Source organism: Actinomadura barringtoniae (genome assembly GCF_017573505.1).
In the GTDB taxonomy this organism is placed as follows: Bacteria; Actinomycetota; Actinomycetes; order Streptosporangiales; family Streptosporangiaceae; genus Spirillospora; species Spirillospora barringtoniae.
On record NZ_JAGEOJ010000013.1, the window covers coordinates 1 to 17,994 of the forward strand.

Sequence of the window (17,994 nt, forward strand, 5' to 3'; positions counted from 1 at the left end):
GGTCGGGGCCTTGTCTCCGGCCTTCTGGGCCGCCTCGACCCGGGCCTTCCACCTCTCGTTGCCGAGCAGCCAGTCAAAGGAGTTGGTCTGCAGAGCAAGGAGGTCCGGGACTTCGAGCGGCTCCTTGATGCGCGCGAAGGAGACGCGGTTCGGACCGGTTGCGGTATTCGAGGCGTTGCGCGAGGCTGCCAAGAGTGGTCCTTCCGAGGGCTCGCGGCGTAACTGACGACACGCACGCCAGACGATCCACGTCCAAGACCGGCCGAAATCCCCTGAAAAAGGGGTCAGGCAGGAGTGCTCTCACACGTGGATAGTCAGAGGGCAGCGCAAAGGGGCAGTGTAGCCGACTGCCACACCGCTCGCAACTCTAGCGCCGCAGTATGCATCACAGTTGCCTTGGAGCATCGCCCCTAGAGGGCCCAGAGTCAAGAGCGGACTTGGACTTTTCGGGCTCTGACCTGCAGTGAGGAAGGCCATAGTTTAAGGTCAGGGCCCCTACTGGCCGGTAAGCCTCGCAAACCGGTCGAGCGATCACCCCGGGAAGGGTGATCGCTCGACGTGGGAACGAAGCGGGAACGATGTGCAGGAAGATCGCCTGCTCGAGGGTCGTGGCCAGGCCTAGGCGGAGATCACCTGGAGGTCGGAGGCGAGCCACTTGCCGTCGACCTTCACCATGGTCATCCGCATCCGGAGCGGCTCGGGGAGAGCCTTCTCCTTGTCGGTGTTCTTGGCGGTCGAACGGTTGGCGTAGACGAACACCACGACCTTCTTCGGCGAGGCGCTGACCGCGCCCACCTTGATCACCGTGGTGGTCGCGACGGCCTGCTGGGTCGTGGCCGTCGAACGCACCTGCGCGGCGAGCTTGTCGTAGTCGTTGCGGAGCTTGCCCGTCGTCTGGCCCGATGCGGTCTTGAAGTCGTCGTCCAGCGTCCGGTAGTCGAACGAGGACAGGTCCTGAGCCGCCCGCGAGGCCGCGAAGACCGCCTGCGAGGTGGCCTTTTCGGTCGCCTTCTGATCCCTCACCTTGAGTGCCAGGGTCACTACGCCGGCACCCAGCGCGATCACCAGGACCAGCAGCCCGGCCGTGAGGGGCGTGAGCACCCGCCGGACCCCGCCCAGCCGCCGCTTCGGGGCGTCCTGGACCGTGGCGGCGCCGAGTTCGGCCTCGTCGTCGGCCTGCTCCTCGTCCTCGTCGTCATCGGCCTTGGTGAGCGAGATCTTGCCGTCGCCGGTGCCGTCGGCGTCCGCGGAATCTTTTTCCTCGATCCCGGACTCGGGCGCGTCCGCCTCAAGATCGTCGATTTCGGCCTTTTCGGCCGTGCCGTCGGCGTCCTCGACCTCGACGGTCTCGTCCGTCGTGTCGGCCTCGCCGGCCTCCTCGGCTTCGGCGAGCTTGGCGTCCGCGTCCGCCTGGGCCTGAGCGGCCTCGGCCTCCGCTTCGGCGGCCTCGGCGTCCGCGGCGGCCGTCGCGGCCGCCTGAGCGAGCCGTGCGGCCTCTCGTGCGCGCTCTGCCGCCTCCTCGGCCAGCTTGGCGGCCCTCTCGGCCTCCAGGGCCTTCTCAGCCTGTGTCGCGGCCTTCGAGCCGTTGCCGTTGGCCGGCTTGCCCCCCTTGGCGGGGGTGTCGGCCTTCTCGGCGCCCTTCATCGTCACGACGGAACCATCTCCAACTTCGACACCAGCCAGCGGTCACCGCTCCGGGTGAGGTCCATGAGGTACCGGTACGGTCTCTTCACCCCTCCGGGCACCTTCGGATTGCTCACCATGCCGTTCAGCGACACCATCACCTCGGCCGAGTCGCCGTCGATCGAGACGACGGCCGCGTCCACCTGGTCGACGGTGGACTTGGTCTGGGCCTTGGTCACCGAGTCGACGAAGATCTTGGCCTGGGTGCCGAGCTGGTTCTTCAGATCGCCGGTCGCCCCGGAGAGGATCCGGTCGAGATCCTTCTGCGCGGAGTTGTAGTCGACCGTCATCAGGTTGACGCCCATCTGCTTGGCGGCCTGCATGGCCTTGGCCCGCTGATCGGCGTCGTCCTTCTTCTGGTAGAACACCACGCCGAGCCAGACGACGGCCACCGCGAGCCCGATCACCAGGACGCCGAGAACCAGCGCCGTGACCGTGGCCGCGCCAGTGCGGGGCTCCTCGTCCGAAACCTTCACAGAGTCGTCATCCTCACTGGGCAAGAGGCCCGAGAAGCAGCCATTTCCACGAGGATTCTTCTCCCAACTGGCGGTTTCCCGCTGTCGTGGGCAGGGCGTAACGCTTGCCGTCCGGGCCGTAGACCTGGCCGGTCGCTGGATCGTACCCGGCGAGTTCAACTGCCTTTGACGGAAGCGGGATGTACACCTTGCTCGCCATTTGCGTGGCGTTCGAGGCCGAGTCCTGCCCGTCGGACCCGGCGCCGGAGGCGGTCGTCTTGTCCTTGCCGCCCTTTCCCTTGTCCTTGCTCTTGCCGCCGGTCGCCTCGCCGGAGGCGGTGGAGCCGCCCTCGGGGAAGCCGGCGCCGTCGGTAGCGCCCGGCGGCAGCTTGGGAGCGGGCAGGAGCTCGTCGGTGGGGAAGTTGCGGGAGCCGCGGACGTCGGTCTGGGAGTTGTGCGGCAGCTTGCAGCCGCCGTCCAGGCGCGGCGTCTTGTGGCTGGTGTCCTGCGGCCAGCGGCGCTTGGTCTTCTCGTAGCCGCGGGTGCACGGGGGCGGGGCGTTGATGTTGAGCGCCAGGCCGAGGTGCTGGGTGCCGTCGCCGGGCGTCACGGTGAACGAGCCGGCGACCGCGACCGGATAGAGGATCATCAGCGAGCGCAGCCCCGCGTGGTGCGTGGTCATGATCTGGCCCGTGGTGGTCAGGTTGGCCAGCAGCACCGGCAGCGTCGGCGACAGGTCGTCGATGGTCTTGTCGATCTGGCCGACCGCGCCCGGGGTCGCGTCGATGTCGTTGCGCAGGGCCGGATCGTCGTCGCGCAGCGAGGTGGTCAGCTCGTTCAGGTTCCGCGCGAAGCCCTTGATGTTGGCGCCCTGCGACCGCTGCGTGTCCAGGACGATCTTGCTGTTGTCCAGCAGCTGCTTGGTGTCGGGGTAGGCCTGGTCGGCGGTCTTCAGGAGCCGGTCGGTGTCGTCGAGGATCTTCTGCAGGTCGGTGCCCGAGCCGGCGAACGCCTTGTCGAGCTCGTCCACGATCGTGCCGAGGTCCTGCGGGTTCACCGACGACACGAGCTTGTCCACGTTGCGCAGCAGCTCGGCGGTCGAGACCGGGAGCTTGGTCAGCGCGCGCGGGATCGTGTACGGCTTGCCCTCGTCCAGGTACGGGCCGGTGTTCCTGCTCGGCTGCAGGTCGATGTACTGCTCGCCGACCGCCGAACGGTTGGCCACGATGGCCGCGGTGCCCTCGCGCGGGATCCGCTTGCCCTTCTCCAGCTGGAGCTTGACCTTGATGCCGTCGCTCGTGAGCTGGATCGGCCCGACGCGGCCGACCGGCACGCCCCGGTAGGTCACCTCGGCGTTGGTGAACACGCCGCCGGAGTCGGTGAGGTCGACGTAGGCGGTGTACTGCCGCCCGAGCGGCCCGGCGCCGACCTTGAGGTACTTGACCAGCACGATCGCGATGCCCAGCACCGTGATGATGCCGAACACGATCAGCTGGAAGATGACGCCTCGCTTGAGGATCACGAGAGGCCCCCCGTCATGAGCTCCGGAAGGTCGGTCTGGCCGACCGCCCGTGGCTTGCCGTTGCCCGACCCGCCGGTGTCGCCTCCGCCGGTGTTGCCGTTCGACCCGCCACCGTTACCGCCGCCGTTCAGGCCCGGAAGCCCGCCGCCGGAGCCGGAGCCAGAGCCCGGCATCTGCGGCAGCACGCCGAGCGGCGACTGCTGGATCGTCATGTTCGGGACCTTCAGCATGCTGCGCATGCCCTTGCCGTCGCCCAGCAGGCCCTCGAGGTCGGTGCCGCCGAGCAGGTTGTGCAGGAGGCTCTGCATGTCCAGGTCGAGGGTGATGTTCACGTTGCCGTAGTCGCCGCGGATCACGTTGTCGAACGTGGCGGGGAACGGGTAGGTGACCAGGGCCTCGAGGTTCTTCGGCAGCGCGTCCCCGGCCTTGTTGAGGTTCTGAACGATCTTGTCGAGATCCTTCAGGTTGGCCAGCAGGTCGTCGCGCGACTGGTTGATCACGCCGGTCGTCGTCCGGCTCAGCTTGTCCAGCGCGACCAGCATCTTGGTGAGGTCGGCGCGGTTGCGGTTCAGCACGCCGATCGCCGGGCCGGTCTTGTCGATCGTGTCGGTGATCGTCTTACGTTCGGCCGACAGCTTGCCGGTCAGCCGGTCGATGCTGTCCAGCGCCCGGGTGATCGAGCCCCGGTTGCGGTCCAGCGTGCCGGCGAACGTGTCGACCTGGTGCAGCACCGACTTGATCGTCGACTCGCGGCCGCCCATCGCGGCCTCCAGCTCGTGCGTGATCGTGGAGACCTGCTCCAGGCCGCCGCCGTTCAGCAGCAGGGAGAACGCCGACAGCACCTCTTCGATCTCGGTGCTGCGGGTGGTCCGCGCCAGCGGGATGAGGTCGCCGGAGGACAGCGTGCCCTGGGGCGCCTCGTTCGCCGGCGGGGACAGCTCCACGAACTTCTCGCCGAGGAGGCTGGTCTGGCCGATCGTCGCGATCGCGTTGTCGGGCAGCTTGGTGTCGCGGCGCACCTTCATGGTGACCACGGCGTGCCAGCCGCTCTGCCCGCCGGCCAGATCGATCTTGTCGACCTTGCCGACCGACACGTCGTTGACCTTGACCACCGACTGCGGCACCAGGTCCAGCACGTTGGCGAACTCGACCTTGACCGTCAGCGGGTTGCTGCCGACGTCCGGCCCGCCCGGCAGCGGGACCGAGTCCACGCCGCGGAACGAGCAGCCCGACAGGGCCGCCACCCCGGCGAGCGCGGCCACCCCGAAGCGGGCCGCCGACCGCCGCATCGAACGCGGGGCGAGAGAGCGCTGGGCGAGCGAACGCCTCAGATACCGCCGGCTCACTGGCCACCTCCAGGCAGGAGCGCCTCGACGCCGCGGACGGGCTTACGGGCGTTGTTCTGGGTCTGCGCCTTGTTGCCCTTGGCCGTCTTGCCGTTCGGCGGGGTCTCCCCCGGCCCGTAGGCGTCCGGCGGGATCGGCACGACGTCGTAGTGCGTGGTCAGCGCGGTGATCCACGACAGGTCCAGGCTCAGCCCCGACAGCACCTTGCCGATGCCGTTGTAGGGCTTGACGAAGTCCAGGCACTGCTTGGCGGGCGTGCCCACCGAGTAGGCCAGCGAGCAGATCCAGTCCGCCAGGTCGTTGAACTGGCGCAGGTCCGCGCGGTTGTGGATGGTGCCGCTGATCGGGTCGTAGGCGCGGCCCAGGTTGTTGATGGCCAGCGGACCGGCCTCCAGCACCTGCTTGAACGACGCCTGCTCCTTCACCAGCACGCCGGTGATCTGCGCGAGCTGGCGGACGTTCTTGGACAGCGCGCCGCGGTTGTCCTTGATGAAGCGCTGGACGTTGCGCAGTGTCGGCCCGAGGGTCTCCAGGGCGGCGGAGAGCTCTTCCTTCTCCCCCGCCAGCTGGCCCGACACCCCGTTCAGGTGGCCGGTGAACTGCTTGATCTGCGCGTCGTTGTCCTTCATCGCCCCGGTGATGATCCGGAGGTTCTCGATGGTCTTGGCGACGTCCTCGCGGTCGGCGCTGAGCGTGCTGAGCGCCTGGGAGCTGTCGTGGATGGTCTGCCGGATGTCGGTGCCCTGGCCCTGGAGAACGTTCGCGCCGACGTCCAGCAGCTTGGACAGCGAGCCGTCCTTGTTGGCGCCCTCGGGCCCGAGGGCCTTGTTGAGGTCGTTCAGGCTGGAGCCGATCTCGTCGACCTCGACCGGCACCGCGGTGCGGTTCACCGGCAGCGTCGCGTCGTCCTTCAGGACCGGCTGGCCCTTCTTGTAGACCGGCGTCAGCTGCACGTAGCGGTCGGCGACCAGCGTCTGGTTGACGATCATGGCCTGGACGTTGTCGGGCACCTTGTACTTGGCGTCCCACCTCAGCTCGACCTTCACCGAGTCGCCGACCGGCTGGACGCTGGTCACGTTCCCGACCTTGATGCCGAGGATGCGCACCTCGGCGCCCTTGTAGAGGCCGACGGTCTTGGTGAAGTACGCCGTCATGTGCTGCTGCTTGGGCTCCCGCAGGGCGAGCACGAGCGCGGCGGCCAGGACCGCGACGGCGAGGATCGCGCCGCCGAGCCTGAGGATGGTTCCTGAGTTACGCACGGATACCTGCCTGCTCGCTTACGGGAGGAAGGGCAACGGGTTGCCCTTGTTGTTGCCGTTGCCGGACTGGCCGTTCTGACCGCCGTTCTGGTTCGGTCCGCGGGTGCCGTTGCCGCCGCCCTGGCTGGGCGGGTTCTTGATCGACGCCGGGATCGGGATGAGGTTCTGGATCCAGCTGTCGAACCAGCGGCCGGTGCCCGCCACGTCGTTGAACTGCGACACGAACGGGCCGAAGAGCTTCAGGGTCCGGTCGAGGTTGTCCTGGTTCTTCAGCAGGATCGAGCTCACCCCGCTGAGGCTGTCCAGCATCGGCTTCAGCTGCGCCTCGTTGTCCTTGATCAGCCCGTTCACCTGCTGGGAGAGCGTGACCGTGTTGACCAGCAGCTGGTGGATCACCGCGCGGCGGGCCTGCACGGCCTGCAGGACCTTGTCGCCGTCCTGGATCAGCTTGGCGAAGTCCTGGTTGCGGTCGGCCAGCAGCTGCGACACGTCCTTGGCCTTGCCGGCCAGCTCGTGCAGCTGGTCGTCGCGCGAGGCGATCGTGCCCGACAGCCGGCGCAGGCCCTGCAGCGAGGCCCGGATCTCCTCGGGCGAGTTCTTGAAGGTGTCCGACAGGGTGTCGAACGACTTGGCCACCTGCTGGTAGTCGATCTTCTCGATCCGCTGGCTCAGCTCGCTGATCGCCGGGACCACCTCGAACGGGGTGGCGGTCCGGTCGACCGGGATCTGGCCGTGCAGCTTGCCGCTGCCGTGCGGGTCGAGCGACAGGTAGTGCGAACCCAGCACCGTCTTGATCTTGATCTCGGCGCGGGTCATGTCGCCCAGCTTCACGCCGTCGTTCACCTGGAAGGTGACCTTGACGTGGTCGTCGTCGAGGCCCAGCGCGGTCACCTTGCCGACCTTGACGCCGGCGATCCGCACCTCCTCGCCCGACTTCAGCCCGGCGGCCTCCTTGAAGGCCGCGGTGTGCTTGGTCTGGCCGTTGATGAACGGGATGCCGCCGAGGTTCATCGCCACGACCAGCACCACGATGATGATCGCGAAGCCGACGAGGGCGATGGGGACGGGATTGCGCTCCCGGAAGGGGATCCTCATCTACTTGCACCTCGCGTTCTCGTTCACGATCGCGGGCGTCTGGTAGACGGGGCCACCGGGGAGCCGCACCTTGGCGTCCAGGCCGCAGATGTACATGTTGAACCAGCCGCCGTAGGAGGAGATGTTGATCAGCCCCTCCATCCGCTTCGGGGTCCGCTTCAGGCCCTTGTCGATCACGTCGCCGTTGCGGTTCAGCGTGTCGGACAGGGCCTTCAGGCCGGCCACGTCGTCCTTGATGCTCGGCCGGGCGTCATGCAGCAGGTCGGCGGTGGTGCCGGTCAGCCCGTTGATCGCGTCGACCGAGTCGAAGATCGCCTTGCGGTCGTCGGCGACCCCGCTGACGAAGCCGCGCAGGTCGGTGACCAGCCGGTCGACCTCCTGGTGGCGCTCGTCGATGGTGCCGAGAACGCTGTTCAGGTTGTCGATGACCTCGCCGATGACCTTGTCACGGTCGGCGAGCGTGTTGGTCAGCGAGGCGACGTGCGAGAGCAGGCTGTTGATCGTGCCGCCCTCGCCCTGGAGGGTCTGCACGATCTGGAACGCCAGCTTGTTGACGTCGTCGGGCTCCAGCGCCTTGAACAGCGGGCGGAACCCGTTGAACAGCACGGTGAGGTCGAGCGCGGGCTTGGTCTGCGCGACCGGGATGGTCCCGTTCGGCCGCAGGTAGTCGTTCGCCGCGCCCGGCCCCTCGGTCAGCGCCAGGTAGCGCTGGCCCATCAGGTTGCGGTAGCGGACCGAGACGTTGGTCGAGGCGGGCAGTCCGGCCTCGAAGACCCCGGACTTCTGGACGCTGAAGGTCACCTCGGCCTGGTTGCCGTTGTGGAGCTTGATGCTCTCCACCTGGCCGACCTGGACGCCGGCGACGCGCACGTCGTCCTTGTCCAGCAGCCCGGCGACGTCGGTGAAGATCGCCTTGTACTTGCGGGTCTCGCCGAACCGCAGGTTGGAGATCGTCATCGCCAGCACGCCGGTCGCCAGCGAGGTGAGCACGACGAAGATCAGCAGCTTGACCGCGGCGCTGGTCGTCTTCACTTGACCGTCACCACCGATCCCTGCAGGAGCGGACCGAACAGCAGCTGCCCGAGGTCGGGGACCTCATCGGCCGGGGTACGGGTCATCGGGCCGATCACGCTGTTGATGTTGTCCTTCTGGCTCATCGAACCCGGGTCCAGGAACACGCCCGAGGCGGCGCGGCCACGGTTCTGGCCGTTGGCGGGCGTCTTGCCGTTGGCGTTCGCGGGCGCGTTCGCCGGGTCGGGGTTCTTCCACCACAGGTCGTCCTCCAGGCCGTCGCGCGCGAGCGGCTCGGGGAAGGGGACCTTCGGGTTCGGCAGGCCCCAGCACCGCGGACCGCGCTGGTCCTTGGCCTCGGGCAGGTCCAGCGGGTACTTGTACGCCGGCCGCGGCTTGACGATCTCGATCGTCAGGTTGAACGTCGGGCCCTTGCCGCCGCCCGCCGCCTCGGCCGCGGCACGCCCCTTCTCCATGCCCTTGAACAGGCACGGGAACGAGGGCGCGTAGCGGGCGAACAGGTCCAGGCCGTCGCGGTTGGCGATGTTCACGCCGACGATCTTCGGACCGTTCTCCAGCATGAACCGCTCGCCCTTCTGGGCGGTGCCGGTGACCTGCGGGATGATGTCCTCGATCGTGGCCTGCTTGTCGGTGATCGTCTTGCTGGTGACGTTCAGGTTGCGCAGCGTCTGCAGCAGGTCGGGCGCCGCGTCGCTGTAGATGTCGGAGGTGTCCGACAGCGCGTTCAGGTCGTACACCAGCGTGCCGAGCTGCGGGTTGATCTTCTTCAGCAGCGCGTCGGCCTGCTCGATGTCGGACCCGATCTGGTCGCCGCGGCCCTGCAGTGCCGTCGCCAGCGCGTTCAGCGTGGCGTTCAGCTTCTCCGGCTTCACCGCCTGCAGCAGCGGCAGCAGGTTGTTCAGCACCTTGTCGATCTCGACCGCGGGCTGCGACTTGTCCTGCTGGATCACCTGGCCCTTGTGCAGCCCGACCGGGCCAGGCTGGGTCGGGATCTCCAGGTCGACGTACTTCTCACCGAAGAGCGTCTTCGGGATCAGCCGCGCCTGCACGTTGTTCGGGATCAGCTTGGCCTTGTCCGGGTCCAGCGCCAGGTTGATCGTGGCGCCGCTCTCGGTGGCCTTGGTGCTGCGGACCTCGCCCACGATCAGGCCGCGGACCTTCACGTCCGACCGCGGCAGCAGCTGCAGGCCGGCGCGCTCGGTCTGCACCTGAACCTTGGTGACCGGTGTGAGCGCCTTGTTGAACAGGGCGACCGTCAGCGCGAGCAGCAACGCGATCACGACCAGCATGGACAGGCCGAGCAGCCGGTAGCGCACGCGCTGCGACAGGCCGCTGGAGCCAGGGACGGCGGTTTGGGTCATCGCGCGGTCACCCTGCGATCCGGACGGTCGTGGTGGCTCCCCAGATCGCCATGCCGAGCATGAGGTCGGCGACGTTGATCACCACGATGCTGGTGCGGACCGCGCGGCCGACCGCGACGCCGACGCCCGCCGGGCCCCCGCTCGCGTGGTAGCCGTAATAGCAGTGGATCAGCATCACGAGCATCGCGAACACGATGACCTTGAGGAACGACCAGAGGATGTCTTCTGGCGGTAGGAACAGGTTGAAGTAGTGGTCGTAGGTGCCGGTCGACTGCCCGTAGAAGAGCGTCACGACCAGCCGCGTCGCGCCGTAAGAGGCCAGCAGGCCGACGATGTACAGCGGGATCACCGCGATCATTCCGGCGATCAGGCGGGTCGTCACCAGGAACGGCATCGACGGGACCGCCATGACCTCCAGCGCGTCGATCTCGTCGGAGATCCGCATCGCGCCGAGCTGGGCGGTGAACCCGCAGCCGACCGTCGCCGACAGCGCCAGCGCCGACACCAGTGGAGCGATCTCACGGGTGTTGAAGTAGGACGCCACGAAGCCGGTGAACGCCGCGGTGCCGATCTGGTTCAGGGAGTTGTAGCCCTGCAGGCCGACCTGGCTGCCGGTGAAGAACGTCATGAAGCCGACGATGACCACCGAGCCGCCGATCACCGCGAGGCCGCCGGTGCCGAGGCTGACCTCGGCGAGCAGCCGCAGCACCTCGGTGCGGTAGCGGCGCAGCACCCGGAAGAACCAGGCGAACGTGCGCGCGTAGAAGGACAGCTGGTGCCCGAAGTCGTCGAGCCGGTCCAGCGGTGCGTTGATCGCCTTGCGGGCGGCCTGGCCCGTCTTACCTGGGGCCGCCATCACATGCCCTTCGAAGGAACGAACTGGAAGTACAGGGTGGAGATGATGAAGTTCTCCAGGAAGAGCAGCATGAAGGTGATGACCACGGTCTGGTTGACCGCGTCGCCCACGCCCTTCGGGCCGCCCTTGGCGTTCAGGCCCTTGTAGGCCGCGACCAGGCCGGCGGTGATGCCGAACACGAACGCCTTGAACTCGGCTTGCAGCAGGTCGGGCAGCTGCGCGATCGCGTTGAACGAGGCCAGGTAGGCGCCCGGCGTACCGTCCTGCAGCACCACGTTGAAGAAGTAGCCGCCGAGCAGGCCGACCACCGAGACCAGGCCGTTCAGGAACAGCGCGACGAACGCGCACGCGAGCATGCGCGGCACGACCAGGCGGTGCAGGGGATTGATCCCCAGCACCTCCATCGCGTCGATCTCCTCGCGGATCTTGCGGGAGCCGATGTCGGCGCACATCGCCGAGCCCGCGGCGCCCGCGACCAGCAGCGAGGTGACCAGCGGGCTGGCCTCGCGGACGATCGCGACCACCGCGGTCGCGCCGGTGTAGGACTGCGCGCCGAGCTGCCGGATGAGCCCGCCGACCTGCAGCGACAGCACGCCGCCGAACGGGATGGCGACCAGCATGGTCGGGACGACGGTCACGCTGACGATGAACCAGGCCTGCTGGATGAACTCGCGCCATTGGAACGGCCAGACGAACATCGCCCGGAACGTGTCCAGGCAGAGCGCGAAGAAGCGACCAGGCTCCTTCACGAAGACGTTCGTCGCACCGTCCCCGACCTTGCGGAACGAGGCTCCGGACGAGCCGCCGTTCCTCCTGCCCCCTCGCTGGTCCGCGCCGATACCAGGAGTTGACATCAGTACCTTGCTCCCGGGGGTTGCGGCCGGCCGCCCTGCGGGCCGCCCATCGGCGGACCCGCCTGGGGACCTGGGCCCTGCGGGCCCGGGCCGGGAGGCGGACCGGCGTGCTGACCGGCGACCGCGCTCATGGACGCCACGTACCGCGGCCACTCCTCGACCCAGTTGCGGCCGAGCTCGTCGATGAACGAGCCGGGCGGCGGGGTCACGCCGTGCGCGGCGCACCAGGCGCCGGGGGCGTGCTGGGTCGGGCGGATCAGGCCGTTGCTCGGCATCTGCTGCGGCGGGATCGGCGGCAGCTTGCCCGCCTCGAGGCCCATGTTGGCCTCGGCCTCCAGCTCGGAGATGTCCTTCTCCTCGGACATGCCGATCGGGCCGATCTTGCTGGCGTTCAGGAACTGCCGGACGACCGGCTCCTCGCTGGACAGCAGCATCTCGCGCGGGCCGAACATCACCAGCTCGCGGCGGAACAGCAGGCCGATGTTGTCCGGCAGGGTCCGCGCGGTGTTGATGTCGTGGGTGACGATGAGGAACGTCGCGTTGATCTGCGCGTTCAGGTCGACGAAGACCTGGTTCAGGAACGAGGTGCGGACCGGGTCCAGGCCCGAGTCGGGCTCGTCGATCAGCAGGATCTCGGGGTCGAGCACGAGGGCGCGGGCGAGGCCGGCGCGCTTCTTCATGCCGCCGGAGATCTCACCGGGGAGCTTGCCCTCGGCGCCCACCAGGCCGACCAGGTCCATCTTCTCCATGACGATGCGCTTGATCTCGGACTCGGACTTCTTCGTGTGCTCGCGCAGTGGGAACGCGATGTTGTCGAAGAGGTTCATCGAGCCGAACAGCGCGCCATCCTGGAAGAGGACGCCGAACAGCTTGCGGGTCTCGTACAGCTGCCCTTCGGACAGGTACGGCAGGTCCCGGTCGCCGATCCAGATGTGACCCCGGTTGGGCTTCAGCAAGCCGACGAGGGACTTCAGGAACACCGACTTGCCCGTGCCGGACGGACCCAGGAGAACGGAGATCTCTCCTGAGGGGATCGTTAGGGATACGTCCTGCCAAATGGTCTGGCTGCCGAAGGCTTTGGTGAGTCCCTCGACTCGAATCTCGACGCCCACTCGTCACCTTTCGTCCAGGCCGGGGAATCCGGAACCAATGAGCGAGTAGCACGCAGGCTTGCTTGGGGGGCTTGCTCTGATCGTGCTTGCTCTGGCTGGGGGCTAGCTCAGGCTTGAAGTTGTCGTCACACCTCGTGTCCGTCCCGTTGCTACCGCTCGGTAGCCGTGACGGGTGCCACTACCGTAGCGGCCCGTTCTGGAAATGGAAGACGTTCGGGCCCAGATCAGCGGCGAAATGCGACGTCGTAAGACAATCGTTACTTACTCGGCTGTGAGACTACTCGTCCAAGAAGATGCACCTCAAGCCGGGGGTGGGGGTTACGGCCGAGACCGGCCGAGGCCTCAGTGCTTCAGGGGGTGCGAGTGACGCTACGCGCCGCGTCGGTGCGGGCACAACTAGCTCTCCAAAGTAGGTTCACGCCCGACTTTGTCACTCTCGGACAAATCACCCCACCCGCCTCCACCCCCTCATCACCCCCGCCCGCGCACCACGCCGATCTTGCTCTCAGCGCCCTCCCGAGGGCCGGATAGGGGCGCTGAGAGCAAGATCGGCGTATTGGTGGGTTGGTGGGTTGGTGGTGGGGACGCGAAGAGGCGGCCACCCCGATGGGGTGACCGCCTCTTGGAGAGCGGTGGGGCGTTCGCGGCCCCGGAGCTCAGGAGTGCTGGAGCGCCTTACTTGACGGTGACCGTCGCGCCGGCCTTCTCCAGGGCCTCCTTGGCCTTGTCGGCCGCTTCCTTGTTGACCTTCTCGAGCAGCGGCTTCGGAGCGCCGTCGACCAGGTCCTTGGCCTCCTTGAGGCCCAGGCTCGTGAGGCCGCGGACCTCCTTGATGACCTGGATCTTCTTGTCGCCGGCGGCCTCGAGGATGACGTCGAACTCGTCCTGCGCGGCGGCCTCTTCGGCCGGAGCGGCACCGGCGCCCGGGGCGGCGGCGACGGCGGCGACCGGAGCGGCGGCCTTGACGTCGAAGACTTCCTCGAACTGCTTCACGAACTCCGACAGCTCAAGGAGGGTCATCTCCTTGAAGGCGTCGAGCAGGTCGTCCTGGCTGAGCTTCGCCATGATGTGTTCCTCCGCAAATGCTTAGAGCTTGGGGTCTTACGTGGACCGCGGGGTCCTGGTCCTGACGGACCGATTACTCGGCGGGCGCCTCGTCCGCGGCGGCCTCGGCGGCAGGAGCCGCGTCGACAGCCGGGGCGTCGTCGGCGGGGGCCGCGGCCGGAGCCTCGGCGGTCTCGCCGGCGGCCTCGCGCTTGGCGCGAAGCGCCTCGGCGAGCTGAGCCGTCTGCGTGGGCAGCGCGGCGAAGACGGCAGCGGCCTTGGCCATGTTGCCCTTCATCGCACCCGCGAGCTTGGCGAGGAGCACCTCGCGCGACTCGAGGTCTGCCAGCTTGGCGATCTCGGCCGAGTCCATCGACTTGCCGTCGATGAAGCCACCCTTGATCACCAGGTGCTCGTTGGCCTTGGCGAAGTCACGCAGGCCCTTGGCGGCCTCGACCACGTCACCGTTCACGAACGCGATCGCCGAGGGACCCTCGAGCAGCGACTTGAACTGCTCGTCGACCCCGGCGCCGTCCGCGGCGATCTTGGTCAGCGTGTTCTTCACCACGGCGAACTTCGCGTTCTCGCCGAGGTTGGTGCGCAGCTCCTTGAGCTGCGCCACCGTGAGCCCGCGGTACTCGGTCAGCACGGCGCCGTTGGAGCTCTCGAACGCGGTCTTGAGCTCGGCGATCGCCGCAGCCTTTTCGGCCTTTGCCATGGGCCTCCTTCCGATTACCTGGGTGGAAGCCGCCGGGGCGAAAAGCACCAGAAAAACAGTGAACGCCCCGGCGCAGGTGCACGGGGCGTCAAGCACGACGCGGAGTCATGCGGAAGCTCTCGTCTCACCTACGCGGGCCGCCCGATGTCGAATCGGGTCCTTCGGCCACCCGTGAGGGTGGCGACCGGCGGTCTTCGGCAGACAACAGAGTACGTGGTCGTCGCGCGGGACGCCAAATCGGTTTCGGAAGCTTCCTTGGGAACGGCCGCGGGACCAGAGGCGGCGTGCGCCTCTGGTCCCGCTGATCACGTTCCTACGGCTCGTTCCTACGGCTCGTGGGCCCGTTCGGTCAGGCGCCCGGGATGCCGGAACCGGCGCCCGCGCCCGCACCGGGCATGTTCTTCAGAAGCTCGGACATGTCCGTGACCTGGTCGGCCGGCGGCGCGGTGATGTCCACCGGCTTGCCGTAGTCCTTGTAGGTCATGGTCATGTTCATCTTCTCGGTGGCCGTCATGGCCATGCTCATGGTCATCTTCTTGGGGAGCTGCTGCCCGTCGACCCAGAGGTCGAACGGCATCGCCTGGGAGCCCGCGCCGCCGGCCTTGGCCATCAGCTTCTCGTAGGCCTGGCGCTGCTCGGGAGAGAGCTTGGAGATCGCGTCGGCCATCCGGTAGGTGCCCCGGTAGTGCGTGGTCGAGACGCCGTCGATCGTCTCCTTGCCGACCTCCTTCACGTCCTTGGACGAGGTCAGCAGCTTGGTGTTCTGCGCCGGGTCGGCCTGCCGCGCCTGCTCCATGAGCTGGTCGAAGTTGAGGCCGGCCTTCTGGCCGAGCTGGGCGAGGGAGATCTTCAGCCACGGCTTCATCTGGGCCTTGTTGCCGCCCATCTGCGAGAGCTGCTGCAGCATCGGCATCTTCATGTACATGGTCTTGTCGACCAGGATCTCCTGCATCCCGCCCATGCTCTTGCCGCCCATGGACATGGTGCTGAAGTTCATGCTCATGGCCAGGTCGGGCTTGGTGCGGTACTGCATGGTGCCGGACATGTTCATGGAGCCCTGAGCGGTGGTCCCCTGCATGGACATGTCGGCCTTGACCGAGTCGGTCGAGCTGGTCTTCTGCGCGGCCTTGTCGAGGACCTGGGCGGCGGTCAGCTGGATGGCGTCGCCGCCACCGCCGCCGCCGGCCTTGTCGCCACCCGAGCCAAGGCAGCCCGTGAGCGACATGGCGAGGCCGGTGGCCACCGCCGTGCCCGCTGCGAAACGACGAATCATCTGATCTCCTCTTTGGCGCTGGGATGCGTCCGGGCTGCGCTGTCCGGACAGTTATTCAGACGCACAGGAGGTTAGACGGGTTCATACCTGTTTACGCACCCGACGCCGGAAAGGGCGCCGGGTGCGACAGGTCGGCGCAGGTCAGCGAGCACGCCGGTCACGACGCACCGGTCGGCCGGGGGCCCGACGGTTCAGGCGCCGGTCGGTCGTGCCGGTCGGTCGTGCCGGTCGGCCGCGCCGGTCGGTCCTCCCGGTCGGCCGCGCCGGTCGGTCCTCCCGGTCGGCCGCGCCGGTCGGTCGTGCCGGTCAGTTGTGCTGGCCGCCGTTCAGGAGGCCGTTCAGCGACAGCTCGCCGGTCTGGTCGGACGGCGGCGGGTTCACGCTGAAGCTCTTGCCGTAGTCGCTGTAGAGCACGGTCACCGAGCCGGTCTTGCCGCCCTGCCCGCCCTTGGACTCCAGCTTGCGCGGCAGCCCGGCCTTGTCGGTCCAGAGATCGAAGTTGATCTTCTGGCTCGCGGCGTCGTTCTGCGGGAACCAGGCCTGCACCCGCTGGCGCACCGACGGGTCGAGCCGGTTCAGCGCGTCCTGAACGGTGACCGTTCCGGCGTAGTGCGTGGTCGAGGTGCCGTCCACGCTCTCCTGGCCGACCCGGTGGACGTCCTTGGAGCCGGTGAACATCTTGGTCTGCTCGGCGGGGTTCACCTTCTGGACCTGGTCGATGAGGCCCTTGACGTCGAAGCCCGTGGTCTGGCTCATCTTGTTGACGTCGATCTTCACCCAGGGCTTGCCGTTCGCCACGAACCTGGCCAGCTGCGGGACCTTGGCGTACAGCACGTCACCGGTGAAGATGGCCTGCCCCTTGGCGCCCGGCACCGACTGGCCGCCGGTGGCGAAGTCGTCGAGCTGCGCGCTGAAGGTGAGGGTCGGACGGAGCCGGAACTGCCCGGTCGCGTGGACCTTGCCGCCGCCGTTCCCCGTGCCGCTCACGGTCAGGTCGGCCTTGAACGAGTCGGCCTCTCCGGTCTTCTGCGACGTCTGAGTCAGCGCCTGCGCGGCGGTGAGCTTCATGTTGTCTGTCGTGGCGCCCTTGTCGTCCCCGGAGCCCGTGCATCCGGAGACGAGCAGCGCGGCACCCACGGCGGTGCCGCCGGCCACCACGGCGTATCGGCGCTTCATGAGGTATGTGCCTCCTTCGTTGCCCTGCCCGATGGACTTCAGTCTCGTCGGGCGTTCACCGGGCCACATCCCCCGTGGGTACCAATGGACCCTGAGTCGCTACGACCCGGGGCGTACCCCATGAGGTCGCTCTGGAACGTACGCCATAGGGCCTGTGGACCGGTTCGGGCGGATCCGCGGGGAGCGGCGGAGGAGGGTCAGCGGTAGGAACGGAAGGTCATCGAGCCGCCGAACTGCGTGCCCGGGGCCTGCGCGTTCAGCCCGATCCAGCTCGGCCGGTCGATCTTGTCCGACCACAGCTCGATGCCCACGCCGGTGCTGTCGGGCAGCACCTTGCGGCCCTCGGCGGCGATGTTCTCGGGCAGCATCCCGTAGACGTCACCGAGGACAAGCTTCGCCGTGAAATGCGTCGAACCGAACTTGTCCGGGCCGGTCTTGCCGATGCCCGGCACGGTGCGGATCAACCAGGTGAACTGGCGCGGGTCGGAGTCGGTGCGCAGCTTGGACAGCTGGCTGGACGTCAGCTTGGAGCTGGTCCAGCGCTTGCCGTCGTACGACCGCATCGTGCGGCCGCTGATGATCACCTTCTGGGTGAGCGTGGTGAGCTTGCCCTCGACCATGTTCTGCCGGACGCCGGTGGCGCTCAGCGCGAAGTTCGGGATGAGCGTCAGGTGCGCCGTCTCGGTGAGGTGCTGGTAGTCGCCGTTCGGGTTGCCCGACAGCTTCACGTCGGTGACGCGGACGAACGACTTGAGCTTCGGTGCGCCGGGCGGCGGCTTGCGCGGGCCGCGCTTGCCGGGTGGCGGCGTCGGGTGGCCCGGGCCGCCGTTCGGCTTGGTGCCCGCGCCCGAGGCGGTCGGGGTCGGTGTCGGCGACTTGCCCACCGGCTTCAGCGCGTCGCCCTGCGCCGCCGCTGCGGCCGAGGGGACCTCACCGGCGGGCTTCGGGGACGCCGCCCCCGTCTTCACCGCTACCAGGATCGCGGTGGGCACGACGACCACGGCGGTGATGGCGGAAATCGCGATGGCCCGGTCCGTTCGACGGTCCACGGTCCTCCGTCCTGATGCGGGGAGAGTCAGAGGGCGACAAAGTCACTCGATAGACGTCGATCTAACACCAAATTCCCCACCGGTAACAAAGCCAACAGAGTCACGATCTGACCTCTTTTGGACGCCGCCGGGCCAGGAGGAACGGAGAGGAACACGAAA

General features: G+C 67.8%; 17 protein-coding genes. All 17 read right to left on the reverse strand.

Annotated features, from left to right (window positions below; translation table 11 throughout):
* On the reverse strand, window positions 1-192 hold a 192-nt coding region (locus J4573_RS29805), incomplete at its 3' end, for a hypothetical protein (RefSeq protein WP_208259238.1).
* Between the two features lie 426 nt (window positions 193-618).
* The gene (locus J4573_RS29810; RefSeq protein ID WP_504740199.1) at window positions 619-1,644 is read right to left on the reverse strand and encodes an Rv1363c family protein; all 1,026 of its coding nucleotides are present in this window, start codon (window positions 1,642-1,644) and stop codon (window positions 619-621) included.
* Between the two features lie 2 nt (window positions 1,645-1,646).
* The gene (locus J4573_RS29815; RefSeq protein ID WP_307796999.1) at window positions 1,647-2,159 is read right to left on the reverse strand and encodes an Rv1363c family protein; all 513 of its coding nucleotides are present in this window, start codon (window positions 2,157-2,159) and stop codon (window positions 1,647-1,649) included.
* 13 nt (window positions 2,160-2,172) lie between these two features.
* On the reverse strand, window positions 2,173-3,660 hold the full coding sequence (locus J4573_RS29820; RefSeq protein ID WP_208259240.1) for an MCE family protein: 1,488 nt from the start codon (window positions 3,658-3,660) through the stop codon (window positions 2,173-2,175).
* Window positions 3,657-5,006: an MCE family protein gene (locus tag J4573_RS29825; RefSeq protein WP_307797000.1), complete on the reverse strand. Its 1,350-nt coding sequence runs from the start codon at window positions 5,004-5,006 to the stop codon at window positions 3,657-3,659. Before J4573_RS29825 ends, J4573_RS29820 begins: the two co-directional genes overlap by 4 nt.
* The gene (locus tag J4573_RS29830) at window positions 5,003-6,265 is read right to left on the reverse strand and encodes an MCE family protein (RefSeq protein WP_307797001.1); all 1,263 of its coding nucleotides are present in this window, start codon (window positions 6,263-6,265) and stop codon (window positions 5,003-5,005) included. The genes J4573_RS29825 and J4573_RS29830 overlap by 4 nt, the downstream gene beginning before the upstream one ends.
* An 18-nt stretch (window positions 6,266-6,283) precedes the next feature.
* Window positions 6,284-7,360: an MCE family protein gene (locus J4573_RS29835; protein ID WP_208259241.1), complete on the reverse strand. Its 1,077-nt coding sequence runs from the start codon at window positions 7,358-7,360 to the stop codon at window positions 6,284-6,286.
* On the reverse strand, window positions 7,361-8,392 hold the full coding sequence (locus J4573_RS29840; RefSeq protein ID WP_208259242.1) for an MCE family protein: 1,032 nt from the start codon (window positions 8,390-8,392) through the stop codon (window positions 7,361-7,363).
* Window positions 8,389-9,753, reverse strand: coding sequence for an MCE family protein (locus J4573_RS29845; protein ID WP_208259243.1), 1,365 nt, complete (start codon window positions 9,751-9,753; stop codon window positions 8,389-8,391). Before J4573_RS29845 ends, J4573_RS29840 begins: the two co-directional genes overlap by 4 nt.
* Before the next feature lie 7 nt (window positions 9,754-9,760).
* Entirely contained in the window at window positions 9,761-10,609 is an 849-nt protein-coding gene (locus J4573_RS29850; protein ID WP_208259244.1) for an MlaE family ABC transporter permease, read from the reverse strand.
* Window positions 10,609-11,463 (reverse strand): MlaE family ABC transporter permease, encoded by an 855-nt coding sequence (locus J4573_RS29855; RefSeq protein WP_243773810.1) that lies wholly within the window; start codon window positions 11,461-11,463, stop codon window positions 10,609-10,611. The genes J4573_RS29850 and J4573_RS29855 overlap by 1 nt, the downstream gene beginning before the upstream one ends.
* Window positions 11,463-12,575, reverse strand: a complete 1,113-nt coding sequence (locus J4573_RS29860) for an ABC transporter ATP-binding protein (RefSeq protein WP_208259245.1) — start codon at window positions 12,573-12,575, stop codon at window positions 11,463-11,465. Before J4573_RS29860 ends, J4573_RS29855 begins: the two co-directional genes overlap by 1 nt.
* Before the next feature lie 675 nt (window positions 12,576-13,250).
* Window positions 13,251-13,640: a 50S ribosomal protein L7/L12 gene (rplL, locus tag J4573_RS29865; protein WP_208259246.1), complete on the reverse strand. Its 390-nt coding sequence runs from the start codon at window positions 13,638-13,640 to the stop codon at window positions 13,251-13,253.
* Window positions 13,641-13,713: 73 nt separating this feature from the next.
* On the reverse strand, window positions 13,714-14,337 hold the full coding sequence (gene rplJ / locus J4573_RS29870; protein WP_208259247.1) for a 50S ribosomal protein L10: 624 nt from the start codon (window positions 14,335-14,337) through the stop codon (window positions 13,714-13,716).
* A 349-nt stretch (window positions 14,338-14,686) separates the two neighbouring features.
* Window positions 14,687-15,610 (reverse strand): SCO4651 family lipoprotein, encoded by a 924-nt coding sequence (locus J4573_RS29875; protein ID WP_208259248.1) that lies wholly within the window; start codon window positions 15,608-15,610, stop codon window positions 14,687-14,689.
* Between the two features lie 306 nt (window positions 15,611-15,916).
* Complete coding sequence (locus tag J4573_RS29880) at window positions 15,917-16,786, reverse strand: SCO4651 family lipoprotein (protein ID WP_208259249.1); 870 nt, start codon at window positions 16,784-16,786, stop codon at window positions 15,917-15,919.
* A 197-nt stretch (window positions 16,787-16,983) separates the two neighbouring features.
* Entirely contained in the window at window positions 16,984-17,835 is an 852-nt protein-coding gene (locus J4573_RS29885; protein WP_208259250.1) for a hypothetical protein, read from the reverse strand.
* Between the last annotated feature and the right edge of the window lie 159 nt (window positions 17,836-17,994).